The organism is Pseudoalteromonas sp. ABE4_541 (genome assembly GCF_056312285.1).
The window spans coordinates 50255-76249 of the sequence record NZ_JBSVEM010000005.1 but is presented as its reverse complement, the minus strand read 5'-3'; the positions used below and the strand labels follow the sequence as shown (position 1 = coordinate 76249).

The following is a 25995-nucleotide window of genomic DNA, read 5'->3' as shown; positions in this document are numbered from 1 at the left end:
TCAGTCCTGATAATGGCTTTTTATTGCGATAATTTGTTCAAGGTTTTCAATAAAGAGTGCAACTAATTTAGGGTCAAAATGCGTACCGTTGTTTGCTTTTATATATTCAACAGCTTGTGTGTCGCTCCAAGCATGTTTATAGGGTCGTTCTGACGTGAGTGCATCAAACACATCTGCGATCGCTGCAATTCGCCCTTCAATTGGAATGTCAGTGCCTTTTAGCCCTAAAGGATATCCAGTGCCATCCCACTTTTCATGATGGGCAAGCGCAATATTTTTAGCCATGAGCATGAGATCAGATTCATCACCTTCTAAAAGCTGACCACCGATCGTGGCATGTTGTTTCATGACAACCCATTCATCAGGAGTCAGCTTGCCAGGCTTTAACAATACGGCATCTGGGATCCCTATTTTGCCAATATCATGCATGGGGCTAGCATTGAGAATAAGGTCTACCTCGTGTTCATCCCACCCCAATTGCTGGGCGAGTAATTTGCAAATGTGGCTCATTCTTAAAATGTGATTTCCCGTTTCTTCGTCTTTGTATTCGGCGGCCATACCGAGCCTTTGTACAACACTTAATCGGGTATCATGAAGTTCTTTGGTCCGAGTTAACACCATCTGCTCAAGCACGTATGCTTGATCATTAATCATTTTGTGCGCCAAATGGGCTTCAAGCAGGTTTCTCACTCGCATCAATAGCTCATTTTTCTCAAAAGGTTTTGTGATGTAGTCTCTAGCACCTTTTTCTAGCGCTTTGATAGTACTCTCGCTGCCATGTTGAGCGGAAATCACAATAATTGGCGCGATAAGGGAACCTTTTAGTGCAAACAACGCGTCCATTACCTCAAAGCCATTCATATGTGGCATATTGATATCGAGTAAAATGAGATCTGGGCTAAGTGCTTGATAAGTTTCTACAGATAAACGAGAGTCAGATAATAGATGAACGTTTTCGTAATCTTTAGCGTTGAGCAGCCTCTTAAGTAATTTAAGGTTGGTAGGGTTATCATCAATTGCTAATATGACTGAGGCTTCTCTCATTTTTTTCACAATATCAATGCCTATTTATGCTCACATTCTAGTGTTTAGATAACGCTTAATTTCATATTAGAACACTCGGTCAAAATTGCTCGCTGAACGTTACTCAATCGTTTTTAATTGCTGGGTAATGTTGTATAGCTTGTCTTCAATCACAAAAGACAGCCCAAGGGTTTCTTCAACTATATCTTTGGTTTCATCAACAAGGCTCATTAACTCAGATTCTTGATCTTCATCTAAGCCAAGCGTGTTGATTTTCAATTGAATAGCTTGGGCTAAGTCATGAACAAGTTTGGTAATTTGAGTATCTTGGTTTTCACACAAGCTTTTAATCGTGGCGAAATCATCTACAAGTTGATTTTTCAACTCATTGAGCGCTTTTTTACGTATGTTTTCCCGTTCTAGCTGTTGTTCAATAAATTCTATTCTGCTATCTACGATAGTGAGTAAAATGGCAAAATTGTCTCTTGTACGACCAAGAAGTTCGTCGTCATGAGAGGGCATACCTTTGACCAACATTGAGCAAAAAGGTGAGTTAAAAAGTATGTTGGCACCAAATGGTACAATGCGTTTGGCCTTGCGACCGAGTTCTAATATCTCACGCTCAAGATCTGTGATGCTTTGCTCTGGAAATTGATACTCTTCGTTGCCAAGTCGAAATTCGATACAGCAATTTACCCCCGCATTGGCATAGTAACTTTTGATATTTTTAAATAATACGGCCATGTCGGACACTTCTAAGTTTTCCGTAAAAAAGGTCACGAGCGCGCCTAGTTCGTTGGCTTGTTGCATTGACGTAAACGCGGTATTTGACGCCATTTCATATTGTTCTTTTAGAGAATCGCGTTCTGCAATTCTCAGCTCAACTCGTTTTAACTTTTGGTGTAGCTCAGTAAAGTCGACGGGCTTTGAGATATAATCATCACCACCGCAGCCATACGCGGTGAGTTTATCGTCGCTTGATGTTAGGGCTGATATAAAAATGATCTCGCACTCGGCGTAAAGCGGGTTCTTTCTAATTTCTTTGACTAGATCATAGCCCGTATAGCTTTGTCCCAACATAATGTCCATGAGCACAACATCAGGCTGATTAGTATGCATTAGCTCAATAATGGGTTCTGAACCGTCTGACGATACAACTTGAAATTGTTTTTGTAGCGCACGGTCGATAAGTGCTCTGTTTTGTGGGTTATCGTCAACCGATAGTATCTTCACGGCCTGTCCTTTTTCATTAAAGCTTTCAGGTGTTTGAAGTTAAAAGGTAGTCAAAAAAAACTTATCTAGCAAATTCTTCAAATGGGCCTTGAGCTGAGCTATCGATATATCCAACTGCATAGATTAATTGCGTGACTAATACTTTAAGTTTTTGTTTTTTTTCTGATTGAAAAGCATTGGTGTTTATTGCTATTTAAAAAATCTTACTTGTAAGTTTCGAGAAAGTTTGCGGGCTTATTGTAATCCCATAAACCCAATCGAGTGACATCTGCACTCATTACTTTGCAATTAAAGAAGGAAGCTAAAATGTTTAAATCTCTTGCAGTCGTGCGCGCGTTATTTCGTCCTTGGTGGACTCGCAGAATCAGAATAGCGCGTGTGCTTGTCAAAGCCACCCATAATACGGTTGAGGTGATAGATGATGGTCCAGGCATCGATGAGCAATATCTTGAAAAGTTATTCGAGCGATTTTGGCGTCAAGAGCAATCGGCACTAACGGGCAGTGGGCTAGGTCTCGCTATCGTTAAAGAAATTGCTGAGTTTCATAATGCAAAGTTACACGTCGAGTGTAAGAACCGCTATGGTGGGGCCACTTTTTATGTTGAATTTTTGCGTTGATAAGGACTTAATGGAAGTTTAGTCAAACTGCCAGCGTTTTATAAGTTTGTATTTGATACCTAAGGAAAAAATGTTCTCATGTGCTTGGTTATCAAATGATTTATTGATGAATTCAAAGTGAATTTTTAAAGGAGATGTAGGCTGCCATTCTATCGTTGTATGCACCGCTTTAAAGCTTTTATTTAACGGGTGTGTCGCGGCTCGTCCATTGTCGTAATAGGTCGTACGCACTTTGAGTCTTACATCGTTGAGCACGGCGTATGAAAGTGACATGTCTAACGCATGGCCTGTTCGTACGGTAAACCCCTTTGGACGTTGGTAATCACGGTCTACATACCCTATTGATCCATAAAATTTTTCACTAATTGGGTAAACGAGCAGTGCGCCACGAATAATATTGTCGCCAAGGTGTATACCTTGATTATAAACACCATTTTCTTGGTAGGTTAATGAGGCATGAGCGCCATTGAAGTCATAACTAATGCCAGTTTCAAAAATATCAGCCAAGTTACTTTCAACCGATTCATTAACCTGCTTCGCAACAACAACATTGAAGTTCTTATAACTATATTTGTAAGACAACATGTTACGAATAAAGAACAGCATTTCTGGCGGCAGATTGTCGGGGCTGTTTGCGTGATTAAAAAAGTCTAAATATTTGTCAAAAAAATCAAAGCTTACGGTGCGTTGTTTACCAAACGCTAGACGCCCGAAGGGACTTTCGATGGCAGCGTAAGCCCGTCTCGATTTACCAAATTGATTGTCACCTGAGGTCCCTGTTCGCCATTCGCCATGTACCTCACTCCTCCAATCTTTGGCATGTTGATGAATAAATTTAGTGCCACTAAATGATAATTCGTCGCGCAAATACCAAGTACTGGACGAGTGCGGAACCACGACATTCATCATTGGTTTTATGACCGTATAAACAACCGCTGTGGTTGCGGGTCGCTCGCTTACAGGAAGCTTGGTGTGGTTGCTTTTTGCATCATTCATGTAACTCATAAAAATCACAAAGCATAAAGGGTAGTACCAATATATTATGTTGAATTTCATTGTGTTACTCAGTTAAAGACGTGCCATAAGCATGCCAGCTTTTTGCCTTTCAAATGCAAGGCATGATCACTCAAATTGCCACTGATGTTTGAAGTCGTACCGAAAGCCAATAGAAATTGAGTCAAATTCGTCTTGGTTATCAAATGATTTACTAAGGTACTCAAGATGTATGCGCAGTGGCGGCGTCGGTAGCCACTCTAAAGTGATATTGAAGCCATCAAAACTCTGATTATTCCCATCATGACTGGCGTAACCATCTTCAAAATCGAAAATACCGGTTTTGAGTTTATAATGCCGGGCGAGTTGATAGGCGAGTGACAAGTCAAAAGTGTGGCCTTGTCGAGATAAAGCAGTCCCCTCTCGTTGATAATCTTTGTCTTGATAAGATACCGCGCCATAAAAGCGCTTAGTAAACTGATATGCCAGCGAGCTTGCCCAAATACGGTTTTTTCCCAAACGAAGTGCATTATCATAAACATCATTTTGCTGGAAGGTAATGGCTGCGTGAAGACCATCTCGGTCATAGCTTAGGCCGGTATTAAACAAATCGCTTTGATTGCTGCCATCTTCGCCATCAAACTGACCCACAGCAACAAAAGTGAACGGTCCACTTTCATAACGGTAACTCAACAAGTTATCGATGAAGAAAATGCTCTCTGGATCGTAGGCAAAGGGGCTACTGGAGTGATTGAAAATATCCACGTATTCGGCGATAAATAAATATTGAGCAGGTCTTTGTTTACCAATGCCAAAGCGACCATAAGGTGTTGAGAGTGCGGTATAAGCTCGGCGAGATTTGCCAAAATTACCTTCGTTCGATAGGTCAATGCCCCACTCGCCATGGAGCTCGGCTTTCCAGCCTGGCATAAACTCGTGCGTGACCTTGAAACCGGTATGAGAGAGCGCATCTCTTACATCCCAATTACTATCATCATTTTGCTTAAGCACGCCAAAAGTGGGCCTGATTGTACTGTAAACATCCACCAAGGTTTTGTCGCTTTGTGGTTGAGTCGTTTTGCCTTTAGCCAAAGGTGTTGTTGCACTTTTTAGCTCTTCAGAAGAGGGCGTAGGTTTATTTTGTTGCAAAAAGAGGGCTTTCAATTGTGCCAGTTGCGCTTCTAAGGCCTCAATGTCAGCCATCGTCACCTTTCGCTCTGAAGCACTACTTGAGTTGCATGCAGTTATAAATAAAAAGGCAAAGAGCAGATTATAAAATTGATGATTAATTCGCATTGTAGATACTTCGGATAGTTGCTAATAGCCAAATTATAGTCAACACTTTGTCGAATAGTATGATTTTTGTTCAGGCAGCAACATGCAAATCCGCACTAAGTTCTCTCTTACGTCTGCAATCGTTATCTTGATTATTATTAGTATCACTACTTTGTCGACCTATTGGTTTGTCAGTGAATCGATGAAAGCGAAAACACATGCTTATGTTAGCGATAACTCGGCTTTATTGGCGATCAGTATTGATAATTGGCTTGCCAGCAAAGCCAATCAAATCACTTTGCTGGGTAGTTTGATAGCGCAAGACTTTAGTGTTGATTCGTTTCAGTCCAAAATAAACGCTCCTTTTTTTCGAGATGAATTTTTACTCGTATTCGGTACGTTAGAAAACGAAACGCAATTGCGCTCCAATGATCCTAATAGGAAAAACCCTGCTGGCGTCGATTTTAGGCAGCGACCTTGGTATCAGCTCGGTAAAGATGAGCAAAGAACCACATTCACCAGTCCTTACAGTGATGCATCTACTGGTGAATTATTACTGTCTGTGGTGTCGCCCGTGAATGTAAATGGTCGCCTGAAAGGCGTTTTAGGGGGGGATTTAAGCTTAGATGTGATAGCTAAAAGCGTGAACGCAGTGAATTTTGACAAAACAGGTTACGCGTTCTTAGTTGACGACAATGGCACTGTGGTAACGCACCAAAATAATGAGTTTAATGGTAAACAGTTACAGCAAATCTATACTGCATTGTCGATGACGCATATTGAACAGCTAACTGAAGTGAAAACCAAAGATGGCACCAAGCTATTTTATCTTCACGCGTTGGATAATCAGTTTGGTACTAACTGGTATTTAGCTGTTTTAATTGATAAATCATTGGCTTATAAAACACTATCTAACATCACTCTAAACTCGTTAATCATTTCAGTGCTCGCTGTCTTTTTTGGTGTTGTGTGTATTCGGGCTTTGGCGCTTCACCTGCTCAAACCGCTTAAGGATCTAGAGCATGCCATCACAGGAATGGCCAGCGGAGGGGGTGATTTGACGCGCAGACTTAAAATCATTAACGAAGATGAATGCGGGGTGGTTGCGCACCAATTCAACTTGTTTTTAGCGTCACTGCAAAAATTGGTCAGTGATGTTAAATCGCGAGCCGATACCGTTGTGGCCAGCAGCGATTCTGCCAAAGTGCTGGCGTCTGATTCCATGAAAAAACTAGACGAGCAGGTTAGCTTGATCGAAAACTTAGCGACTGCGATGCATGAAATGAGCACCACATCGACGGAGATCGCTGGTAATGCGCAACAGGCAGCCAGCGCAATCACTTCAGTGAATGATAAAACGGCTGAGGGACAAACCGTATTTGCACAAGCAAAAAGTCAAATCACGGCATTGTCTGAAGACATTCAACAATCCCATAAACTCAGTACTCAGCTAGCTGAGTATAGCCAGAGCATTGAGAATATTCTGTCTGTGATTAATGGTATTGCTGAGCAAACTAACTTACTCGCTTTAAATGCTGCAATTGAGGCCGCACGGGCTGGTGAACAAGGGCGTGGCTTTGCAGTCGTGGCAGATGAAGTGCGTTCACTGGCGTCAAAAACACAAGAGTCAACCACAGAGATTAAGGCTATGATCGACCAAATTCAGGTGTCATCAAGTCAAGTACAACAATCTATGGGAAGCAGTCGCGATAAAACTGAAATATGTGTATCTCAAACGGATCATGCAACCGAGATGCTCAATGAGATTACAGAAGCGGTTAAAGAGTTGATGGATAGAAATATTCAAATCGCGACAGCGATTGAAGAGCAAAGTGTGGTGATTGAAGAAATCAATAAAAACACCAACTATATTAATGATATTAGCGTGGAAGTAGGGAGTTTCGCAGACAAGCAATATTGTGCCAGCGACAAACTTGCTGAGCACGCACACGAGCAAGAAAGCTTGCTCTCTAAGTTTACTCTATAGGATGCCTTTAGATTATGTGCGATCGTGCTAGGTTGCTAAAGAGCTTTGTAAAAAAGGTCACAGATGCGTGTCTTCAATAGTGCGTTCAATACACTGATCATGGTGTTGATGAGTTGCTCATTAATACTGTTTACGCCTTCTTCTTATGCTGAACCGCTTTACCGTGTGACGATTTTGATTGACGATAGTTATCCGCCGTACACCTATGTGAGTAATGGCGAGCCTGTGGGTATATACGTTGATTTAGTAAAGCAAGCGATTGCGCTCATGGATAAAAAGTACTTAGTGGAATTTCACCCAGTGCCGTGGAAAAGAGGTGTGGCAGCATTAGAACACGGGGAGGCCTTTGCGCTTATGCCCCCTTACAAGCACATTAAGCAGCGTCCATTTATCTGGCCTTATTCTGTGCCACTTCTGGAAGAGCAGGTTGTGGCATTTTGTAATAAAGGCATAACATTAAAGAATATTGAAAATAGAGATACCACTGCAGTGCCTATTAATGTGGGCCTTAACGCGGGCTATTTAATTTTGGACGACGCGATGAAGCAAGCGCAGCGCCAGCAAAAAATTCAGCTGTGGGAGAATAAAGACACCTTTTCGAATGTGATGAAGTTGGCTAAAAAGCGCATTGATTGTTATATCAATGACAAGCTGTCGACTTTACTTGGCATGAGCAACATTAAACGAGTGCACCCAGAAGTGGATTTGAGCGAACTGGTTGAAGACAGAGTTATACTAAGGCGGACTGCACACATTGGCTACTTAAAAAATGCGACGGATAAATTTCCCTTTAAACATGAATTTGTTGCACAGATGGACGAAGCGTTACAGACTGTACTCGCAAATCAAGCGATTGAAATGGGCATTGATAAATAGCAGGCTAAGCTCCATTTATTCTGGTTAAGTAGTCGAAGAAAACTTTTTGGTCATGCCATAGCTTGCAGGGGAAACGAGTCGATAGCCAAGTTTTTCATAAAACTTAGGTTCGTCTGCAATCATTGAAACATAGGAACCGTCAACAACGGCACCAGACAAATAACGGTCTATGTGCTCCATTACTTTTCTGCCCAATCCTTGGCCTTGGTATTGCGGATCGACGGCGACATCTACGATTTCGAAGTTACAAGCGCCATCTCCCACCACTCGGCCCATGGCGATGAGTGCACCTTTGTCTCGGATAGCAATGGCATATAGGCTGTTTGGCAGTCCAATCGTTGCGGCTTGTAAAGACTTTGCTGACAAGCCGGCTTTAACACGCAGAGCGCAAAACTCATTTGGACTTGGGGCCTTTTCTTCGAAATGAAAAGTCATCATGTATGCTCCTTCGCAATTAAAATGAGTAAGGAGCATACAATAATGACATGTACAAATAAACAGTGTTTTAACCTTGAGCTATCGTTTGTTTATTGCGCCATATTGCGAGTTTTTCGCTTGTTGCTTGCTCCGATATTCCTTCCTACAAAATGGCAGCGAGATGTTGATGTATCTGAACAACACGCCCTAAAAGTAAAGCTTATTTTGTGTATAATCTAAGACCAATTTGTTGTTTGTAAAATTGCTAAGACCAAGGAGAATGAACGGTTTACCTTCATAGCCAAGCGCTTTAAATACGGGCATGTCTGACACGAAACTTGAGGTACTGGTTTGTATATGTTCACCAATAGCAAAGTTAAGCGAGGAAATTTTTTGCTTTTTTGTTTTTGATGCATGTAGCCCTTTTGAAGTGTCTTTTTCTAGCAATGTTAAGTTTAAGCTATCGGCTAATGTTGAATTAATAAAATTTGTTGGCGAGCCTGTATCGAGTACACTATCTACATGCTGGCCGTTGAAGTAGGTATCAATTTTAACGAAGTGATCTTCTATTCTAAAATCAGCACTCTTTAAACCTTGAGTTTGGGCATTGGTACAACTGGTTTTTTGCAAGGTTAATTTGGCTTGTTTGAAGTCAATAATGGCACAAAATTGAGATAAGAACCCGTGGCCAAGAATACCAGGCACTATCCCATCTTTGACTTCTAACCCTTTTAAATCTTGTACCACGTAGGTTAAGTCACGGCTGGCAAATTGTCCGACTTGGGTATTGGGCACTTTGACCGACGTTAAGACATGTGAACCGCCAGCACCTTGCACATCCATTTTTTTCATTGCGTCTTTTGGCATATCCAGTTGCGTTAATAAAGTATTCGGTATCACACCGATGTTGGCTGCGGTGTCTAAAATCATTGGGTAATCATTGATATTGCCGACGGATGCGTTGACGTATGCATGACCCTTTTCAGTGAAAGCAAGTGGAAAAGTTGCGGAAGTTTCTTCTTTGGGTGCAGAGCTGCAAGCGCAAACAAGTAAAGCTAAAGAACTAACAATTAGTGTTTTCATCGTGACACCTCATTCGATTATTCGTTATCGTTTTGTTTGAGGTGAGTATGCAGCGCAATTGTCAGGGAATTATCAAGATTGCAAAGATAATTTTATTTCGAACTGAGTGCCTTGATTTACATGGCTTTCTACGCGTATTGAGCCATGCATTAGCTCCGTGAGTTGCTTACAAATTGACAATCCAAGCCCCAAACTTTGCTTATCGCTGCGTGCTTGATCAACCCGATAAAAGCGCTCGAATATTTGTTCGGTTTGCTCAGGTAACATACCTTGGCCATTATCTTTGACGGTAATAATTGCATGGCTTTCGAGTTGTTTTAGGCTTACATCAATATGACCATTGTCAGCGCCATATTTGAACGCGTTATCGAGCAAGTTGATCATGATTTGCTTGAGGCGTCCAGAGTCTGCATTTGCGAATAAGTTTGGCTCAATATTGCAAGTTAGCTTTACTTGCTGTTTAACTGCTCGCTCATCAAAGCGCTCGACTAACTCGGTGAGTAGTTTACTCAAGTTTATCGATGCCATGTTGAGTGATAGTTGATTTGACTCGGTTAGTGAAATTAAACATAAGTCATCAATAATGCGGTTTATATTTGTAAGGTCTTGGTTGATAATCGAAAGCTGTTTTTGATCCAGTGGCAAAATACCATCTTCCATGGCTTCAATACGAGAGCGAACAGCATTGAGCGGTGTTCTGAGTTCGTGAGATAAATCGGAGTTCATCTGCTTGTACTGTTGATGCAACCCTTGTAGCCATGCCGCTAAGTTATTAAAACTTTTTATGATCTCTCCCACTTCATCGGCCCTATTGACCTTTAAACGCGTATCTAAGTGGCCTTGCTCGATTTGTTTAAAACTTTGCTTTAAACGCTTCAGTGGGGATAGAAAATACCAAGCGCCTGCCCATGATAGTATTGCCGCGATAAAAGACAAAAAGAGTAGGTTGAGCATAAAGTCATCTAGCAATTCATTTTTTAATGCATGTTGCTGTATACGACGTTTGAAAATAGATTTTGGCAGCCAAAACACATGAAACGGGCCCTTGTAGGTGCTAATCGTTAATTGTGCTCTGTTTAAATGCACCACCATAGTGGGTATTTGTGCAGAGTGAATTGTAAACTGATAGCCTTTATTAAGTGCGGTATGTTCCACCTCAAGCACTATGTTACTGATAGCTGAGGTATGTAGCATATTATTGCTATCCAAAACTAAAAACAGATTGTCTGGAAACTGGTGATGCAGTAGCTCTACCACCCGAGCTGGAGGAAGACTTTTAGGCTGATTTGTTATAGCGTTTTCTACCTCATCATCGTCGAGTAAGGTGTCACTCAAAATGGTAGCGCTTTGCTGATTAAAGGCGATAAATGTTTTTTCTGCGGAATATTTGGTTAGCTGATAATAACCACCTAATAACGCTAACGTGCAACACGTCACTAAGAGCGTGAATTTGGTTCTGAGTTTCATGGCACGCTCTTTTTCGCGATAAACTGATAACCTTGCCCGTAACGTGTGGCTATGAATTGTGGATCTTTTTTATTATCTGTTAGTTTTTTCCTTAAGTTGGCCATATGTGTATCAACCGCTCTGTCAGTTACTTCGGAATCATTGCCCCAAATAGATTCTATTAGTTGCTCACGGGAAAATACCTTGTTCGGTGTCGTTGCTAGTGTTTCAAGTAGCGCGAACTCGACGGACGTTAAAGACACAGGTTCTTCGCCTAGGTGAACGGTTTTGTATGTGACATCCAAAGACAAGTGTGCATAGTGTAGAACGTTGTTCTGATGACCTTTATAGCTTCTTTTGAGCAGTGCTTGCACCCGCGAAATTACTTCTCGGGGGCTATATGGTTTACAAATATAGTCGTCAGCGCCCAAATCAAAGCCAGTTAATCTGTCTGATTCTGCAACCTTGGCTGTGACCATGATGGTGGGGATGTTTTGAGAAACAGTCTTTTTTAATATGTCTCGACCATCACCACCTGGCAGCATGATATCAAGAATAGCCAAGTGAAAAGTGAAGTTGTTTAATGCTCTGACGGCATCATCAACGTTATCACAGTGAACCACGTTTAGACTTTGATGCTGCAGGTAAAGGCTCAAAATTTCAGCGCTACTTGGATCATCTTCAATATAGAGCACTGAGTACGTATTAGGCATTGAATTTACTTACTTTATTAGACGCAAAACGGCTTTAACTTGCAGATGATATACATCGGCAAGTTAAATATGTCATAACCCGAGAACAATGAGAGAGCTCTGCTGCTCAATGCTTTGTTTTTGCTCTCCGATAGAGATGGTTTTCCATTTTATATCAATATATCAATGGGTTGTGTTTGTATCCAAGGCTTAGAGCATACCCGTTTCCTCTCAAATAGTTAATTTGAGAGGTAAACCAGGTGCTGTCAGGTTATCAAACTAAAAAGTATGCGCCAGCTACTAGCCCTAAGATTGCGGCCGCGGCCACAACCCAGACAGGTTTTGATGCTTTGTCATCCACTTCAACGCTGACCGGAGCCGAGTCTGTGACTTCGCTATCTTGTTTAGGTGCTTGACTAGGCGCCTTTACTTCATCCGCTGGCAGCGGCTCCGTAACCTCTGTCAGCGGTAACTGCCACTGATAGCCTTTGCGAGAAAACGTTTTGATAGCATCGTCGCCAAATAATGCGCGCAAATGGCCAATGCTTTGAAACACAACTTGATTCGTTACTGTACGACCTGGCCATACGGCCTCTAAAATTTCATCTTTACTATGAATGCGATCGGCGCCAAGCAGCAGTAACGCTAGCAGCTTTGCTGGTTTTTCGTTAAGTGAAAAAACTTTACCTTGGTTGGTTAGTACCAAGGTGTCGCAATCAAATTCAAAATGGCTAAAACTGAATTTCATTTTTATTATTATCCAATGGTGAGATGGATGTACCCTTTTTATATTTTATATCAGCATATTGCCGTTATTGCAAAATAACGAGCAAGGCTGACGTGCATTTACTCAAGTTAACTAAATGTTGTTCAATAATCAATCTTATGTAATCAGCTGTAAGTCATAATTTAGTGGTCTATGTGACCAAGGGTTCTAGTTGGATCGAGTTTGTCTCTGACTCGTCGTTTGAGTATTTTGGCTTCAGGAAAGCCGCCATCCTGTTCTCGACACCAAATAAGCTCATCGTTATAGTAGATCTTAAATACCCCTTTTGATGCTGACGCAAGCGCTACTTGTAGTAAGTCATCACTGAATGTAGAAAGCAACTCTTGGGCAAGCCACCCACTGCGTAGTAACCATTGACACAAAACGCAGTAATGTATGGTGATGGTGGGTTTGGTCATTATTTACTCTTAGAACAAAATGGAATGAATATAGTTATTTTACACTTTTTTACAAACTTAAGGTGTTATGGTCATATTTATTACCTTTTACACCTGCTAGGTTTGTTGACAAACAATAAGGAGGTAGTAGTGAAAAAAGTATTCATTATGATAGTGGCTGCTCTTTTAGTTGGTGGTTGCCAGTCGACCAGTAAGCAAAGCGTCAATGCGTTAAAAGGCGCGCCTATGAGGCTGGTGGTGAATGTAAGTAATGTGCAAAGTGAAAAAGGTCAGTTATTAGTGATGATCCATGACAATAGTGCAGATTATCACGCAGATTTAAATATTAATGATCCAAAGGCGCACTTCTTTTTGAAAAAAGTCGTCAAACCCTTGATGCCCAACACATTGGTTGTCATTGATAATGTGCCAGCGGGTAAATACGCAATCAATATTATCCATGATAAGGACAGCGACGGTGAACTCGATCGTATGATATTCCCATTTATGGGTATGCCTAGCGAACCATATGCATTGTCAAATAATATCTATGATAGCTTCAGCAAAGGCGATTTCAACGATGCGCTTATTGAACTGAAAGCGCCCATGAGTCAAATAGATCTAACTTTGAGTACACACCTTTCGAAAATGACAGGATTGTGAGTGCGTTGATGAGTTGCGCAAGGCCAAACCAATAAAAAGTAATCTAAGGGTTGTGCTGGGGATGGAAGTCGGGTATTATTCTTTGCTTGGATTTATAATCCAATATTCTAATGTCCTTTCTTACCCTGATCCAGTAAGCCAGCATTAACAATACCGAAAGCTGAATTATTGTACGGCGACATAAAGCAAGCCAAGCCTTGCACAGTAAAAAATCTCTACACATGTGAGATAGACGTCAACACTATAGTGAAGCTTATATATTTAATTTGTCGGTCCAAATCGACAACTGTTTTGTGAGTTTTCTATGATTTATCAATATAATGGATCTGCGATCCAAGTAACGCAGCCTGTGCTGTCCATTTCTGTGAATAAAGGCAATGTTATTTTTGCTGATAAAGCAGGATTAAAAAACACTCGATTTAACAAGCCAAGTGAAGCGCGAAGCTTTATTAAATGGCTGACATCACCGAGTGTTTAAGACTATGCTGTGATTCCAGCTCAACTGTTTGGCCTTTTACAGGTTTTGTTTACAGGATGAGCTGGAACTATATTTTCCCTTCATTTACTTTTCTACTTTTTCTTCGCTCTCTAACCAATTATCGATTTCTTTATACATAAAATCTTTAATGATAGGCTGTGCTTTGGCATTCGGATGTAAATTATCTTGCTGCATCAATTCAGGTTTCACAGCAACAGGCACCATAAAATAGGGCATTAAGTATGCACCCGTTTCATTTGCAACTTTACTGTAGCTATCACTAAACATCTGCGTATACCTTGGGCCGAGGTTGGGTGGGATCTGGATTTCCATCAAAGCGACTTGTGCACCGGCCTGTTGGCTTTTAGAAACAAGCTCAGTGAGATGTTTGCGTAGTAATTTTACTGGAAATCCTCTTATGCCATCGTTACCACCAAGCTCAATGAGAACGTGCGTTGGCTGATGTGCTTTTAACCAAGCATCAACCTTCAGCAATGCGTTATCGGTGGTTTGACCGCTAATGGCTGTATTAATTAATTCGATCGGTTTTTGCTGGATTGCGTATGTATTTTGTAACAAATTAACCCAGGCTTGTTCTTGTTCCAAACCATAGCCTGCGCTTAAGCTATCACCAATAATCATTATTTTATCTTTCGCAAAACCAGCGATTGGTTGTAGCGAAAGCATAAATATTACTAAGACTTTTAGGAAAAAACGTGTCATGTCAGTACTTTCTCAGTTGAACATCATTAATGTTACGGCGCTTACAAAACGTGTAAGTACCTTAGAAGGTGAGCTCACTATCCTTAGTGATATCAATTTTTCTGTCAAGTCGGGAGAGTCGGTTGCCATTGTCGGTGCGTCTGGTTCAGGCAAATCGACCCTATTGAGTTTGTTAGCTGGCTTGGATGTGGCCAGTGATGGTGATATTCAATTGGATGGTGATAAGTTAAGTACCTTGGATGAAGAAGCGCGTGCGCAGTTACGTGCAAAAAAAGTAGGCTTTGTTTTTCAATCTTTTATGTTGGTCCAAAGCTTAACCGCATTAGAGAATGTGATGTTACCCGCCGAGCTTGCAGGTGAAGGGAATGCTAAACAACAAGCTGTTGAGCTACTCGAAAAAGTGGGATTATCACATCGTCTTGGTCATTATCCTTCACAGCTTTCTGGTGGAGAGCAGCAACGTGTTGCGATTGCTCGTGCATTTATAGGCTCGCCAAAAATATTATTCGCTGATGAACCATCCGCCAACTTAGATACAAAAAATGGACATTTAATTGAAAGACTATTATTTGATCTTAATAAACAAAATGGAACAACTTTGGTACTTGTAACCCACGATGAGCAACTGGCTATGCAGTGTGATCGTATTATTCACATTGAAGGCGGCAAACTGGAAACCATCCGTGATGGAGTGACTGCCAATGTGGGTTAAATTAGCACTGAGACTATTCGCTCGAGAGTTTCGCCGTGGTGAACTATCAATTATTTTCGCAGCCATAGCGTTGGCGGTGTTAACGGTATTTAGTTTATCGTCAGTGACTGAACGAATTGGTTTGAATATAGAGCAAAAAACCAGCGACTTTATCGCGGCTGACAGGCGATTATCGAGCAATCATGCCTTCGATCCTATTGTTTTGCAAAAAGGGGAAGAGCATGGCTTGGAAACAGCAAAAATGTTGTATTTTGATTCTATGTTATTCGCTAACGATGAACTGGTGTTAGGGTCTGTCAAAGCTGTTACGAGTAGTTACCCGCTCAGAGGCAAGCTGACGATTAAAGATGGCTTAAATGCTCAGCCTTATGAGGTACGTGGTGGACCTCAACCTGGTCAAGTGTGGTTAAGTGAAGGACTGTTTTATAGTTTGGGTCTGGCGGTTGGCGATAACGTTGAGCTTGGTGCGGGTAATTTTATTGTTGATAAAGTACTTGTGAATGAACCTGATGCACCATTTTTCTCTTTGGCTGGGAACCGCCGAGTATTGATAAGTTTCGAAGATATCGACGCAACACAAGCTGTACAACCAGGTAGTAGAGTATTCCACCGACTGCTTTTTGCAGGCAGTGAGCAGCAACTAACTGACTACTATGAGTGGCTAAAGCCAAGACTCAAAGCCAATCAATCTTGGCAAGGCATTAAAGATAGACAATCACCTTTGGGTGAAAATTTAGCCCGCTCCGAACGTTTTTTATTATTGGCTGGTTTGTTTGGAATTATGCTCGCCGCAGTGGCAATGGCGGTCTCCGCAAAGCGTTATTGTGAACGTCAATATGATCCGGTTGCGATGATGAAAACACTTGGTGGTAGCCGTACGGTCATTCGTAATATATTTTTACTGCATCTGAGCCTAGTCACGGGCTTTTCAATACTGGTTGGTTTAGGTATTGGTTTTGTATTACAACACATTGGTGCTGACTACCTTGCCAAGTTCATGGGGGCAGAGCTGCCCGTTGCAGGCGCCAAACCTTGGCTACTCGCTATTTTAGTGGGCACGGTATGTGCGCTAATGTTTTCTCTTAAGCCTCTTTTAGACTTATTCGATATCCCGCCTTTACGCGTGCTTAGACGAAACTTAGGCGATAAATTAGCGTTAAGCAGAATTCATATTGCGGTGTCTCTCACGACTATATTTTTATTGATGTGGCTGTTTAGTGGTCAGCTTTTAACGACAGCGATTTTGTTTGGCTCGACACTACTTGTGATTGTGGTGTTGTTCACCTTGTCACGTGTCATTTTTAGTGCGGGTCGTAAGTTAGGACTAAGTCCCGGCTCTAGTTGGTCACTTGCGATTGCCACGCTGCAAAAAAGAGCCAATGCCAATGCCGTGCAATTGATCAGCTTTGCGCTAGCAATCAAGTTGATGCTGTTTTTGGTGGTGTTAAAAAACGACATGATCTCCGACTGGCAAATGCAAGTGCCAGAAGATGCACCCAATATGTTTTTGATTAATATTGGACAGGATGAAGTTAAACCTATCACGGATTTTTTTGAGCAAAATCAAATTACGCATGAAGCCTTCTATCCGATTTTCAATGCGCGAGTTGACGCCATTAATGGTGAGGAATTAGCGCGTAGAGTATCTAAGCAAGAGGGCGAAGAGCAGGAAGAAAACTCACGCTCAGGTGTAAATCGAGAGCCGAACCTAACATGGCTAGACACGTTACCAGAAGGTAATGAAATCACAGAAGGTCAATGGTTTAGTAATGACCCACGGAGTGATCAAATAGAAGTGTCGGTTTTTGATGGTTGGAAAGAGCAACTCGATTTGGAACTTGGCGATACCGTGAGCTTTTTGGTGAATGAGCAGCGATTTGATGCCACGGTCACCAGTTTTAGAAGTGTAAATTGGGGAACGCTAAAGCCCAATTTTGTGATGATATTAAGCCCTAATATGGCTGGCAAAGTTCCTGTCACTTACTTTAGTGCGGCTAAGCTTGAAGAACAACATACACGGGCAATTAGTGCGCTTTTACAGCAGTATCCAACGGTTAGTATGATCGACATTAAAAGTCGTTTAGAACAAGCCCAATCTATCATTGCTCAGGTGTCACTGGCGATTGGTTTTGTCCTTGCTATCGTGCTGGTTAGTGGGGCTTTGGTATTAGTATCACAAGTTCAGGCGAGCCTTGCAGAGCGTATGCAAGAAGTGGTTATTTTGCGAACTCTCGGGGCAAGAGGGCGACTCATTAAGTTGGCGACACTTTATGAGTTTTTGCTACTTGGTGCGGTAGCAGGTTTAGTGGCTGCGCTGATAAGCGATGTGACTTTGCTCATCATTCAGCAACAACTGTTCGCTGTTGATGGCAAAATGCACCCTTATGTTTGGTTGCTAGGTCCTGCCAGTGGTGCTGCGTTTGTTTCGATAATTGGCTATTTTATGGTGGCGAATACGATGCGACAAAATACGCAAGGTTTGCTGCGTAAGTTAGGTTAGCAAACATGCGATAAGCGCTCGTTATAAGGAGTGCTTATCGCGTTCCCGCCGTGGCGAATCTCTCAATTACCTATTAAAGAAACGTGTTGATTATATTATCTTTTTCCATATGAATCTTTTCTTATAAATACGGTAAAAGAAAAATTCACTTCTATACTCAAGAGGATATTGATGTTTTATTGATAATCACTTGGGATGACACTATGAAAAAAAGATTACTCGCTATTGCTGTGTGTGGTGCGTTATGTAGCGCCGCGAATGCTGCCGATCTGCGGATCAATGGGTTCGCATCAATCGTGGCAGGCACAGCATCCGACAACAATATGGCTGTATTTGGCTATGACGATGAATTATCTTTTAGTAATGAAAGTATGTTTGCAGTTCAAGTTTCGTCAGATCTTGGCGATGGCTTAAGTGCAACCGCTCAGATAGTTTCTCGCGGTGTTGAAGATTATGATGCTAAGTTCGAATGGGCCTATATTTCCTACGATATTAATGACTCCTTGCGGCTGAGCGCGGGTAAAATGCGTTTGCCGCTCTTTCGTTATTCCGATTTTATTGAGGTAGGTTATGCGTATAGATGGATACGCCCACCACAATCGGTATATAACTTCGCATTTTCGACCCCCACAGGGTTGAGTTTGCTATATACCTCACAATTAGGAGATTGGGATTCTACGGTGCAAGCAGTATATGGGCGCTTTGAGGGCGATTTTATTGCGGTTACTGGCAAGGATCCCGGCAAGTTAAACGATATTCTTGGTTTTAATTGGACCATGACACGTGATTGGCTCACATTACGTGCCTCATATGTTATGGCTGAAACAACCATTAGCATTGGTAACTCAGCTCAGTTAACAGGCTTGGCGAATGCATTGCAGCAATTTGGTATTCAAAATGAGTACAATAAATTGATCATTAATGAAGACGATGGCAGCTTTATTGGTGTTGGATTTGCAATTGACTACAATAATTTCTTATTAGACGGTGAATATACCGAAATTGAAGTAGACGACAGCTTATTGGCAGAGCAGTCTCAGTATTACATTTCTGTGGGGTATCGCTTTAATGATTGGACCGTGCACCTAACCTATGAAGGGAATGACGACGAACATCCTGCAAGTCGTTTTAACCAAGTGCCTGACACGATAACGGCTGCAAATGGCTTACCAATAAGGGTATCTACAGATCCCAGTAACCCCAACGCGCCACTGATCAAGGATTTGCTGAATAATGCGCTTCGAGCCACGCACAATGATACCAATACGGTTACTATCGGTGCCCGTTACGACTTTCATCCTTCTGCTGCATTTAAAATTGATTGGAGTCGTTTAGATAACGACATTAGCAATCAGGACAATGATGTGATTGCCATGGCAATTGATTTGGTATTTTAGGAGGTTGACATGAAAAACTATATTTTGGGTTGTGTCCTTCTGTCAGTCAGTGCTTTTTCGTATTCTGAAGTAGCCGTGATCGTTAACCCTGCTAATGGGGCGACTTTAGATAAAGATGAAATAGCTAAAATCTACTTAGGGAAAAGTAAGTCATTTAGTGATGGTAGTAAGGTTAAGGCTGTCGGGCTGAGTTCAGGTGGGACCGTTGATGCTTTCACCAGTGGTGTGGTTGGTAAATCGAGCAGCCAATACAAGGCTTATTGGTCTAAATTGATTTTTACAGGTAAAGGCACGCCACCTGAAGCACTCGATAGTGAACAAGCCGTTATAGACTTTGTAGCAGCGAATGCAGACGCAATAGGGTATGTTGATAGCAGTAAAGTAACCGGGGCGGTTAAAGTCGTAGGTAAATTTTAATCCATTAGTGTGGAGTTACTCACTTTTATTTTGAGTAACTCCAGGCCCGTTTATCGGTTGCCCTTGATCTGTTGTTTTATCCAAATGCCTTTAGGCTTTAATTGGTTGTCTCCAAAGTCTTGTGTTTGACATGCACCCACTTTAAAAGCTGCGCCTGAACGCCAGTCATCTGAATAGTTCCAATTAGTCCAACTGATTTTTTTCCTAGTCATTAAGTCAATGTACTTTTGTGCCATTTCATAATCATTGGGGCCTTCTCCTTTGTAGTTTTGTGCGCCCCATTCAGTGACGAACACAGGCAAGAGATCAGATACCTTATCGAGTAACTCTAAATAAGCCTCACGGTGTGAGGTGGCATAAAAGTGAAATGTATACATGATATTCGCAAATGGAATTGGTGAGCCAAGTATATCCTCATCGCTTTGCCCATCTGAAAGACCAAATGTAGACCAGCCATGGGTGCCTACCAATACGACGGCATCTTCATCTATATCTCGGATAATGGGAATGACTTTGACTGCGTATTCTCTGATTTGGCTCCAACTAACACCATTTGGCTCATTGGCTATGTCGTAAATGATGTTTTCTCGGTGTCTGTTCATCTGCACAATATCTGAAAAAAATCGTTTAGCATGCTCTAAGTTATAGTTTGGATTGCCAGGCGACAGTTGGTGCCAGTCAACGAGCACGTACATGTCTAATTGACTTGCGATGTCGATGAGCTCATTTACTTGTTGTGTAAAGCCCTGAGGATCATCTACATACCCATTTTCTTGAACGTATAAACTTAAGCGAATGATGTCTGATTGCCAGTCTTTGGCTAATACAGAGATTGATTTTTCTGTTAGGCATTTATCAAGTCCGAACCATTGTAAGCCATGGCTACTCATGCCTCGTAATTGCACTGGGGTGTTATTTTGGTCGCACAACTGGGTGCCACACACGTGAAGCTTACCATATCGGGTAAATGGCCCTTCAGAAGGAGGTGCTTGCTCGCAGCTCCCTAATTTCTCCCAAGCTGAGGTGGTTCCAGGTACGGCATTGGTCCACCATTTAGCCTGATATAAAACGCCCTGGTAATGCATTTTATCACCCGTTGTTGCATGGTCGTATTGCCCTGCCCAGTTACTTTGCGTCCAGTTTGGGTATTCATTAATACCAGCGCAGTTATTGGCATAGCTCATAAAACTAGTGATAGAAAAACCAAAAAACAGCAATATTTTGTATATAGATATTCGATTGATCATAGAGATCTCCTTTAATTACATGTTGTACCTCCTTTAACTTATTAGCTCAGCTAAATTTAACCAATATACTTTGGTCTATAGTGGGCTTATATTGAGTCTATTGATGTTTATCTCCAATATGCTAATTTGAGCCCACAACGAAAGAAGAGGAAGGGAATAACATGCATCATCACATTAATTATGTTGAGCTTGCAGCAAGAGATTTAGAAGCGACTCAATTATTTTTTGAACAGGCCTTTTCTTGGCAATTTGAGGGGTATGGACCTGATTATATTGCTTTTAATGCTTCTGGACTTGATGGTGGTTTTTATCGCGCACAGGCCACTTCAACGGTTGAAACTGGCGGTGCACTTGTGGTGATTTACAGTGATTCTTTAGAAGAATCTTTACAGCAAGTTCAGCAAGCAGGGGGTATTATTTGCAAAGATGTTTTTAGCTTCCCAGGCGGACGTCGTTTTCACTTTATTGAACCAAGCGGTAATGAACTAGCGGTTTGGAGTAAATCTTAATTGGGTTTAAAGCAGTGCAAACTAGGTTGTTGCACTGCCTACGTTTAATTTTGCAAACCATTCTAAAAACTCTTGCACGGCTTCGCCTTTGAAAATACGCCCGTGTTGTGGCGCCATCATTTGAATGTCTAGTTCTTTCACACGTGCAATCCAGTTTTCTTTTGCTCTGTTGGATGGCATCCATCGACGATGAAAAAACTCCATATGCTTTACATGACTGGTAAAATCTTCAACAAACATAGGCGGTTCGCCTTTCTCTAGTGCGGCGCCAATGTCACCGCTCATGAGTATTTTGGCTTTAGCGTCATAAACGTTGAAGTTACCAGAAGAGTGCAAATAGTGAGCCGGTATGAATTTTAAAACAGCTTTGCCAATTTTAACTTCACCGCCTTCGTCTTTTATAGGTTGGTAGCTAATGTTCTCCATGCCAAAGTGACGAATAAAGCCTTCCCAAAGCCACGGAGCGTGTAACGTCGCGTTTGGCAATGTTTTGTCCCACAAACCAAGAGAAGAGATGATGTCAGGGTCTTGGTGAGATGCAAACAAGGTTGTGACATGTTCAAGCTTCACATGTTTTAAAATGCTTGCCAACATTGGCGAAAATAATTCGATGCCTCCAGGGTCGAGTAAGATAGCCTCTTCAAAACTTTTGATCATGTATTGGTTAGTATCAATGATGCTATCTTGTTTGTTTGGGTCTCTGCCCATGACTAACCAAGAATGCGTTGCGCAACTGAATATTTCGGTTGTTTTCAACGTAAAGCTCCTCTTAGTTCGTTGATCTGTCTTAGATTGTTATTTATTGCTGTTTTGATTTTCATGGCTGCTCCCGCGATAAAGTCGGAAACGGATTGTAAACTGCCACTAAACTCCCCAGCATTTGATGCTTCCACACGGCTAGTGACGGCAATATATTCGGCGCTACGCATTTGTTTTTGTATATCCTCAAAGTACCCTTCAAGGTTAAAAATAGCAGTTTCTAACTCTGAAATCGTTGCTACAAGAGAGCGATTACCTTGAATACGTAGCTCATTAATTGCTTTTGAGTCAGATAGCTGTGAACAACGGTTAATATGGTCTTGGTATTCACTATGGCGTACTACAGCCAGTGCCATGGCAAACAGCTCACTAGAAAGTAACGAGATTTCCTTTGTGGTTTTTATGGTGAGTTCAGAAAACTCATCAATAAAGTTAGTAATTGGCTTAAAGCCAAATGCTGAGTCACCTGCCCGCAGTGCGACGACCCTAGCATTTTTTGCAGTTAAAGATAGATTTTTAGCCTCGAGCAATATTGTGTCTAAGTTAGCAATAATGTTAGCTACTCGAACAAAGTTTCTAACAGCCTGAGCTGCATCATTTTTACCTTTCATCATAGACACTCAGTTATTGCATTTTTATGAGCATAGATAACTTTTTAAAATTAGCCCAATAAATACAAGCAATTCTGTTTTATGTTTTGTTTACCTTGATAAATTTGCATGCATCACTCATATTTTTAGAAGCCACAGTACCTGTACTGTTAAATACCAAGGTAAGGTTATACATGACACACCTGTTTTTTTGGGGTTTGGGGTACCTAGCCGTTGTCATTATGCATTTGTTGCATTTACCCAATGAGTTGACACTGGTTTCACTCAGTGGCATGAGTGTGTGGCTGTTAGCTGGTATAGTTCAACAAAACTTGCGAACAAGACTGTTGAGCTGTGCATTGGTGTCGAGTGTTGTTGTTGCGACGTTAGCCAAGTTATCGTTGTTTAATTCAGTTTCTTTATCACTCCTTTTAATTAGCGTGGTGCAAGTACTGCTTCTGAGTGAGATTGTGGCGCGCTTTTTATATTTTGGTATAACCACAAAAGAACTCTCTTATACGCTGTGGAAAGTGTTTGGCTATATTTTCTTACCGTCTTTGCTCTTTTGTGCGATTGGCTGTTTTATATTAGTTCAGAGCATGCCTTACTCGTTATCAGCCGTTTTTTCAAAATATTTGGTGGGCAACATTCTAGGGATGATACTCGGGATGCCTTTCATTTTGGCTTGTTTAACACGGGGAACGGCGGCCTATTCAGAATCTCTCTATAAGCCCTTAGAAATGGCCTGTTGTGGTTTAGCTGTGTTGTTTCTTGCATTAGCGATACAAGACTCATGGGTGGTGTTTGTAAGCACTTTGATTGCCATATTTTTCCTGTCCGCTTTGCTTAAAGGGTTTCAATTATTGAGTACTTTTGGGCTTATAGTGGGCGGATTGGCTGCGATTATGGTCACTGCGGTAAGCTCAATTCATGAATCCAACTTACCGGTTTACCCTGAGGTGTCACTGTTCATTGTCACTGTTGTGAGCTTTCTTAGCGCCATGTATATTTGGCGGTATAAAAAAATAGCACAGAGCTCTCATAGCCAGCTGTCTTCTTTGCATGAAAGTTATCGGCATACATTTGAGTTAAGCCCATCGATGTTGGTGACTCTCAATAGTGCAGCGAGCATTATTGAGGTGAGTGACGGGTTTGTTGCTGCCCTTAACAGGAGCAGAAAAGAGTTAATAGGTAGCCTGTTCACGGATTTTGTTTTAGACGACGTGAAAAGGCGCGAATTGCTGGCGCAGCTATCCACTTCTGATAAGTTTTCTTTGTGTCATGTTCGCTTAGGTGCGAGCCAAGATATAATTGTTAACCTCAAAGCGCAGGTGTTCAAATCGGGCGATGGTCCAAGAGCGTTATGTTATATGCAAGACATTTCCGAGCTTACTAAGCTATCTCGGGATTTAGAGCAAGACAAGGAGTTGTTAGAAGTTACGCTTAGTTCGATAGGGGATGGTGTGATTTGTACGGATGTTAACAGCAACGTGACCTACATGAACCCGGTGGCGGAAGCCATATTGGCGAGGTTAACCTCAGAGGTGAAAGGGTTGCCCTTCGATGAAGTGATGCCGCTTTACAACGAAGATACCAAAGAACCAATTAAGGGGCTAACTGACTACAGTATAAAAAACAACATGCTAATGGGGCTTCCTGAACTGACCTGTGTTAAAAACCATTTGAATCTTGAGTTTGCTATTCAAGATTCAATTTCACCGATTTATTTAAAAAATGGTGAGATTGCGGGAGCTGTGATGGTTTTTCAGGATGTCACTGAATCACGTATGATGTCTAGAAAAATGAGTCACCTCGCTCATCACGATGTACTGACGGGTTTGCCCAATCGTTTACTATTGCAAGATCGCTTGTCTCAATCTTGCAAGCGAGCGTGCAGAGAGGGTCATAAGTTTGCGTTGGTATTTATCGATTTGGATAAATTTAAAAAAATCAATGATTCTCTTGGCCATGATGTGGGCGATCAATTGCTTAAGCAGGTAGCTGTTAGGTTATCTCAGAGTGTTAGAGAGTGTGACACGGTATCGCGTATGGGCGGTGATGAGTTTGTGGTCATATTGGATACAATCCGCAATAAAAAGCATGTTGGCATGGTTGCCAAGAAGTTGATAGATGCTGTATCAGGTAGTTATGAGTTAACGACGGTACAAATTGATCTTTCGGTCAGTGCGGGGATAGCCATTTATCCAGTGGATGGTGTAACAGCGGAAGAATTAATGAAGCATGCTGATACGGCCATGTATCGAGCTAAAAAAGTTGTAAAAAGCGACTATCAATTTTATAGCATGAAGTTAGATCAAGAAGCAGAGCAGAAAGTAGCGCGAGAAAATGAAATTGCTAACGCCATAAAAAACGACGAATTTATCCCTTATTACCAACCTGTGGTTAATGCTCATAGCTATTTATTGGAAAAGCTAGAAATGCTTGCTCGTTGGCAAACGAACAGTGAACTGAGAAGCCCTGAAAGCTTCATTTCTATCGCTGAAGATGCCAACTTGATTGACAAAGTATCTGAACAGTTGTTTGCGAAGGCATTTCAGGATTTTTCTCAGTGGATAACTAAAAAGCCTGATTTAACACTGAGTATTAATGTATCAGTGACGCAATTAGGGGAGCCTCAGTTTATTGATAGTCTGTTGGCGTCGTTGGAGTCGTATAAGATCCCGCCCCACAATATTGAAATAGAGATCACTGAGTCATCGCTGGTTTCAAACTTAAAATTGATGAAAAAAACACTGCAAGAGATTCAAAAAACGGGGATCCGAGTTGCCATCGATGACTTTGGCACGGGTTATTCAAGTTTAAGTTATCTCAAGCATCTGAGTTTTGACACCATTAAAGTCGACCAAAAATTTGTCTCTGATCTAAATAATGAAGATAGCTCGGGCGCATTGGCCGTGGTCATTGTGCAAATGGCTAAAAGCCTCAGAGTAAATTGTGTTGCTGAAGGCGTTGAGACCGCGCAGCAAGCGCATATTTTATCTTCGTCGGGTTGCTCGCAGCTCCAAGGCTACTACTTTTCAAAACCCAAGAGTGCGACTGATATCGACTCTATTATTGAGGCTGGGATCAGCATTGATAAATCTCACTCTCTTTAGCGGGGCACACCTTTATTAAAAAAGTTGCAAAAATTATAAAGTCTTAAGGTTCACTTAATTTTGGCTTTCTAAATTGA

Annotated in this window: 25 protein-coding genes; 11 read left to right on the top strand and 14 right to left on the bottom strand. The window is 41.6% G+C overall.

Annotated elements, in window-relative coordinates:
- Positions 1 to 1044 (bottom strand): HD domain-containing phosphohydrolase, encoded by a 1044-nt coding sequence (locus tag ACW689_RS06685; protein WP_476289876.1) that lies wholly within the window; start codon positions 1042 to 1044, stop codon positions 1 to 3.
- A gap of 99 nt (positions 1045 to 1143) precedes the next feature.
- Positions 1144 to 2256, bottom strand: a complete 1113-nt coding sequence (locus tag ACW689_RS06680; protein ID WP_476289590.1) for a response regulator — start codon at positions 2254 to 2256, stop codon at positions 1144 to 1146.
- A gap of 306 nt (positions 2257 to 2562) precedes the next feature.
- Between ACW689_RS06680 and ACW689_RS06675 the strand changes: the two genes are divergently transcribed.
- On the top strand, positions 2563 to 2874 hold the full coding sequence (locus ACW689_RS06675) for an ATP-binding protein (protein WP_476289588.1): 312 nt from the start codon (positions 2563 to 2565) through the stop codon (positions 2872 to 2874).
- Between the two features lie 18 nt (positions 2875 to 2892).
- On the opposite strand, the gene ACW689_RS06670 is transcribed toward ACW689_RS06675, so the two are convergent.
- Together ACW689_RS06670 and ACW689_RS06665 are read right to left on the bottom strand one after the other, a co-directional pair.
- Positions 2893 to 3870, bottom strand: a complete 978-nt coding sequence (locus tag ACW689_RS06670) for a porin (protein ID WP_476289586.1) — start codon at positions 3868 to 3870, stop codon at positions 2893 to 2895.
- Positions 3871 to 3996: 126 nt separating this feature from the next.
- Entirely contained in the window at positions 3997 to 5070 is a 1074-nt protein-coding gene (locus ACW689_RS06665; protein ID WP_476289584.1) for a porin, read from the bottom strand.
- 175 nt (positions 5071 to 5245) lie between these two features.
- Between ACW689_RS06665 and ACW689_RS06660 the strand changes: the two genes are divergently transcribed.
- Together ACW689_RS06660 and ACW689_RS06655 are read left to right on the top strand one after the other, a co-directional pair.
- Complete coding sequence (locus ACW689_RS06660; RefSeq protein WP_476289582.1) at positions 5246 to 7129, top strand: methyl-accepting chemotaxis protein; 1884 nt, start codon at positions 5246 to 5248, stop codon at positions 7127 to 7129.
- A 63-nt stretch (positions 7130 to 7192) separates the two neighbouring features.
- The gene (locus tag ACW689_RS06655) at positions 7193 to 8005 is read left to right on the top strand and encodes a substrate-binding periplasmic protein (RefSeq protein WP_476289580.1); all 813 of its coding nucleotides are present in this window, start codon (positions 7193 to 7195) and stop codon (positions 8003 to 8005) included.
- A 24-nt stretch (positions 8006 to 8029) separates the two neighbouring features.
- Here ACW689_RS06655 and ACW689_RS06650 read toward each other — a convergent pair whose 3' ends face one another.
- The 6 genes from ACW689_RS06650 to ACW689_RS06625 all read right to left on the bottom strand — a co-directional run bounded on the left by ACW689_RS06650 (position 8030) and on the right by ACW689_RS06625 (position 12828).
- On the bottom strand, positions 8030 to 8440 hold the full coding sequence (locus ACW689_RS06650; protein ID WP_476289874.1) for a GNAT family N-acetyltransferase: 411 nt from the start codon (positions 8438 to 8440) through the stop codon (positions 8030 to 8032).
- Positions 8441 to 8629: 189 nt separating this feature from the next.
- Positions 8630 to 9505 (bottom strand): aspartyl protease family protein, encoded by an 876-nt coding sequence (locus ACW689_RS06645; protein ID WP_476289578.1) that lies wholly within the window; start codon positions 9503 to 9505, stop codon positions 8630 to 8632.
- 72 nt (positions 9506 to 9577) lie between these two features.
- Positions 9578 to 10972, bottom strand: coding sequence for a sensor histidine kinase (locus ACW689_RS06640; RefSeq protein ID WP_476289576.1), 1395 nt, complete (start codon positions 10970 to 10972; stop codon positions 9578 to 9580).
- Positions 10969 to 11664 (bottom strand): response regulator transcription factor, encoded by a 696-nt coding sequence (locus ACW689_RS06635; RefSeq protein ID WP_476289574.1) that lies wholly within the window; start codon positions 11662 to 11664, stop codon positions 10969 to 10971. Before ACW689_RS06635 ends, ACW689_RS06640 begins: the two co-directional genes overlap by 4 nt.
- Before the next feature lie 253 nt (positions 11665 to 11917).
- The gene (locus ACW689_RS06630) at positions 11918 to 12391 is read right to left on the bottom strand and encodes a winged helix-turn-helix domain-containing protein (RefSeq protein WP_476289572.1); all 474 of its coding nucleotides are present in this window, start codon (positions 12389 to 12391) and stop codon (positions 11918 to 11920) included.
- 161 nt (positions 12392 to 12552) lie between these two features.
- The gene (locus ACW689_RS06625) at positions 12553 to 12828 is read right to left on the bottom strand and encodes an Rdx family protein (RefSeq protein WP_476289570.1); all 276 of its coding nucleotides are present in this window, start codon (positions 12826 to 12828) and stop codon (positions 12553 to 12555) included.
- 129 nt (positions 12829 to 12957) lie between these two features.
- Between ACW689_RS06625 and ACW689_RS06620 the strand changes: the two genes are divergently transcribed.
- Both ACW689_RS06620 and ACW689_RS06615 read left to right on the top strand, forming a co-directional pair.
- Positions 12958 to 13470 (top strand): DUF2141 domain-containing protein, encoded by a 513-nt coding sequence (locus ACW689_RS06620; RefSeq protein ID WP_476289568.1) that lies wholly within the window; start codon positions 12958 to 12960, stop codon positions 13468 to 13470.
- A 304-nt stretch (positions 13471 to 13774) separates the two neighbouring features.
- Complete coding sequence (locus ACW689_RS06615; protein ID WP_476289566.1) at positions 13775 to 13948, top strand: hypothetical protein; 174 nt, start codon at positions 13775 to 13777, stop codon at positions 13946 to 13948.
- 84 nt (positions 13949 to 14032) lie between these two features.
- Here the strand turns inward: ACW689_RS06615 and ACW689_RS06610 are convergent, their stop codons facing one another.
- Positions 14033 to 14671: an arylesterase gene (locus ACW689_RS06610; RefSeq protein WP_476289564.1), complete on the bottom strand. Its 639-nt coding sequence runs from the start codon at positions 14669 to 14671 to the stop codon at positions 14033 to 14035.
- On the opposite strand from ACW689_RS06610, the gene ACW689_RS06605 reads away from it, so the two are divergent.
- The 4 genes from ACW689_RS06605 (at position 14670) to ACW689_RS06590 (ending at position 19697) form a co-directional block, all read left to right on the top strand.
- Positions 14670 to 15383: an ABC transporter ATP-binding protein gene (locus ACW689_RS06605; protein ID WP_476289562.1), complete on the top strand. Its 714-nt coding sequence runs from the start codon at positions 14670 to 14672 to the stop codon at positions 15381 to 15383. The genes ACW689_RS06610 and ACW689_RS06605 overlap by 2 nt on opposite strands.
- Positions 15373 to 17883 carry an ABC transporter permease gene (locus tag ACW689_RS06600; protein ID WP_476289560.1) on the top strand — a complete coding sequence of 837 codons (2511 nt, stop codon included), beginning with the start codon at positions 15373 to 15375 and terminating at the stop codon, positions 17881 to 17883. Before ACW689_RS06605 ends, ACW689_RS06600 begins: the two co-directional genes overlap by 11 nt.
- 203 nt (positions 17884 to 18086) lie before the next feature.
- Positions 18087 to 19280: a porin gene (locus ACW689_RS06595; protein WP_476289558.1), complete on the top strand. Its 1194-nt coding sequence runs from the start codon at positions 18087 to 18089 to the stop codon at positions 19278 to 19280.
- Between the two features lie 9 nt (positions 19281 to 19289).
- On the top strand, positions 19290 to 19697 hold the full coding sequence (locus ACW689_RS06590) for a phosphate ABC transporter substrate-binding protein (RefSeq protein ID WP_476289556.1): 408 nt from the start codon (positions 19290 to 19292) through the stop codon (positions 19695 to 19697).
- Between the two features lie 50 nt (positions 19698 to 19747).
- Here ACW689_RS06590 and ACW689_RS06585 read toward each other — a convergent pair whose 3' ends face one another.
- On the bottom strand, positions 19748 to 20944 hold the full coding sequence (locus ACW689_RS06585; RefSeq protein ID WP_476289554.1) for a cellulase family glycosylhydrolase: 1197 nt from the start codon (positions 20942 to 20944) through the stop codon (positions 19748 to 19750).
- Positions 20945 to 21105: 161 nt separating this feature from the next.
- On the opposite strand from ACW689_RS06585, the gene ACW689_RS06580 reads away from it, so the two are divergent.
- Positions 21106 to 21453, top strand: coding sequence for a VOC family protein (locus tag ACW689_RS06580; RefSeq protein ID WP_476289552.1), 348 nt, complete (start codon positions 21106 to 21108; stop codon positions 21451 to 21453).
- Between the two features lie 21 nt (positions 21454 to 21474).
- On the opposite strand, the gene ACW689_RS06575 is transcribed toward ACW689_RS06580, so the two are convergent.
- Together ACW689_RS06575 and ACW689_RS06570 are read right to left on the bottom strand one after the other, a co-directional pair.
- Positions 21475 to 22209, bottom strand: coding sequence for an oxygen-binding di-iron domain-containing protein (locus tag ACW689_RS06575; RefSeq protein WP_476289550.1), 735 nt, complete (start codon positions 22207 to 22209; stop codon positions 21475 to 21477).
- Positions 22206 to 22823 carry a chemotaxis protein gene (locus tag ACW689_RS06570; RefSeq protein ID WP_476289872.1) on the bottom strand — a complete coding sequence of 206 codons (618 nt, stop codon included), beginning with the start codon at positions 22821 to 22823 and terminating at the stop codon, positions 22206 to 22208. Before ACW689_RS06570 ends, ACW689_RS06575 begins: the two co-directional genes overlap by 4 nt.
- Positions 22824 to 22996: 173 nt before the next feature.
- Between ACW689_RS06570 and ACW689_RS06565 the strand changes: the two genes are divergently transcribed.
- Entirely contained in the window at positions 22997 to 25918 is a 2922-nt protein-coding gene (locus ACW689_RS06565) for an EAL domain-containing protein (RefSeq protein WP_476289548.1), read from the top strand.
- Positions 25919 to 25995: the final 77 nt, after the last annotated feature.

Excerpts from the sequence above, each read along its gene's own strand:
- ACW689_RS06685 (WP_476289876.1), bottom strand. The coding sequence starts at position 1,044 with ATGAGAGAAGCCTCAGTCATATTAGCAATTGATGATAACCCTACCAAC.
- ACW689_RS06675 (WP_476289588.1), top strand. The coding sequence starts at position 2,563 with ATGTTTAAATCTCTTGCAGTCGTGCGCGCGTTATTTCGTCCTTGGTGG.
- ACW689_RS06670 (WP_476289586.1), bottom strand. The coding sequence starts at position 3,870 with ATGAATGATGCAAAAAGCAACCACACCAAGCTTCCTGTAAGCGAGCGA.
- ACW689_RS06665 (WP_476289584.1), bottom strand. The coding sequence starts at position 5,070 with ATGGCTGACATTGAGGCCTTAGAAGCGCAACTGGCACAATTGAAAGCC.
- ACW689_RS06660 (WP_476289582.1), top strand. The coding sequence starts at position 5,246 with ATGCAAATCCGCACTAAGTTCTCTCTTACGTCTGCAATCGTTATCTTG.
- ACW689_RS06655 (WP_476289580.1), top strand. The coding sequence starts at position 7,193 with ATGCGTGTCTTCAATAGTGCGTTCAATACACTGATCATGGTGTTGATG.
- ACW689_RS06650 (WP_476289874.1), bottom strand. The coding sequence starts at position 8,440 with ATGACTTTTCATTTCGAAGAAAAGGCCCCAAGTCCAAATGAGTTTTGC.
- ACW689_RS06645 (WP_476289578.1), bottom strand. The coding sequence starts at position 9,505 with ATGAAAACACTAATTGTTAGTTCTTTAGCTTTACTTGTTTGCGCTTGC.
- ACW689_RS06640 (WP_476289576.1), bottom strand. The coding sequence starts at position 10,972 with ATGAAACTCAGAACCAAATTCACGCTCTTAGTGACGTGTTGCACGTTA.
- ACW689_RS06635 (WP_476289574.1), bottom strand. The coding sequence starts at position 11,664 with ATGCCTAATACGTACTCAGTGCTCTATATTGAAGATGATCCAAGTAGC.
- ACW689_RS06630 (WP_476289572.1), bottom strand. The coding sequence starts at position 12,391 with ATGAAATTCAGTTTTAGCCATTTTGAATTTGATTGCGACACCTTGGTA.
- ACW689_RS06625 (WP_476289570.1), bottom strand. The coding sequence starts at position 12,828 with ATGACCAAACCCACCATCACCATACATTACTGCGTTTTGTGTCAATGG.
- ACW689_RS06615 (WP_476289566.1), top strand. The coding sequence starts at position 13,775 with ATGATTTATCAATATAATGGATCTGCGATCCAAGTAACGCAGCCTGTG.
- ACW689_RS06605 (WP_476289562.1), top strand. The coding sequence starts at position 14,670 with ATGTCAGTACTTTCTCAGTTGAACATCATTAATGTTACGGCGCTTACA.
- ACW689_RS06610 (WP_476289564.1), bottom strand. The coding sequence starts at position 14,671 with ATGACACGTTTTTTCCTAAAAGTCTTAGTAATATTTATGCTTTCGCTA.
- ACW689_RS06600 (WP_476289560.1), top strand. The coding sequence starts at position 15,373 with ATGTGGGTTAAATTAGCACTGAGACTATTCGCTCGAGAGTTTCGCCGT.
- ACW689_RS06595 (WP_476289558.1), top strand. The coding sequence starts at position 18,087 with ATGAAAAAAAGATTACTCGCTATTGCTGTGTGTGGTGCGTTATGTAGC.
- ACW689_RS06590 (WP_476289556.1), top strand. The coding sequence starts at position 19,290 with ATGAAAAACTATATTTTGGGTTGTGTCCTTCTGTCAGTCAGTGCTTTT.
- ACW689_RS06585 (WP_476289554.1), bottom strand. The coding sequence starts at position 20,944 with ATGATCAATCGAATATCTATATACAAAATATTGCTGTTTTTTGGTTTT.
- ACW689_RS06580 (WP_476289552.1), top strand. The coding sequence starts at position 21,106 with ATGCATCATCACATTAATTATGTTGAGCTTGCAGCAAGAGATTTAGAA.
- ACW689_RS06570 (WP_476289872.1), bottom strand. The coding sequence starts at position 22,823 with ATGAAAGGTAAAAATGATGCAGCTCAGGCTGTTAGAAACTTTGTTCGA.
- ACW689_RS06565 (WP_476289548.1), top strand. The coding sequence starts at position 22,997 with ATGACACACCTGTTTTTTTGGGGTTTGGGGTACCTAGCCGTTGTCATT.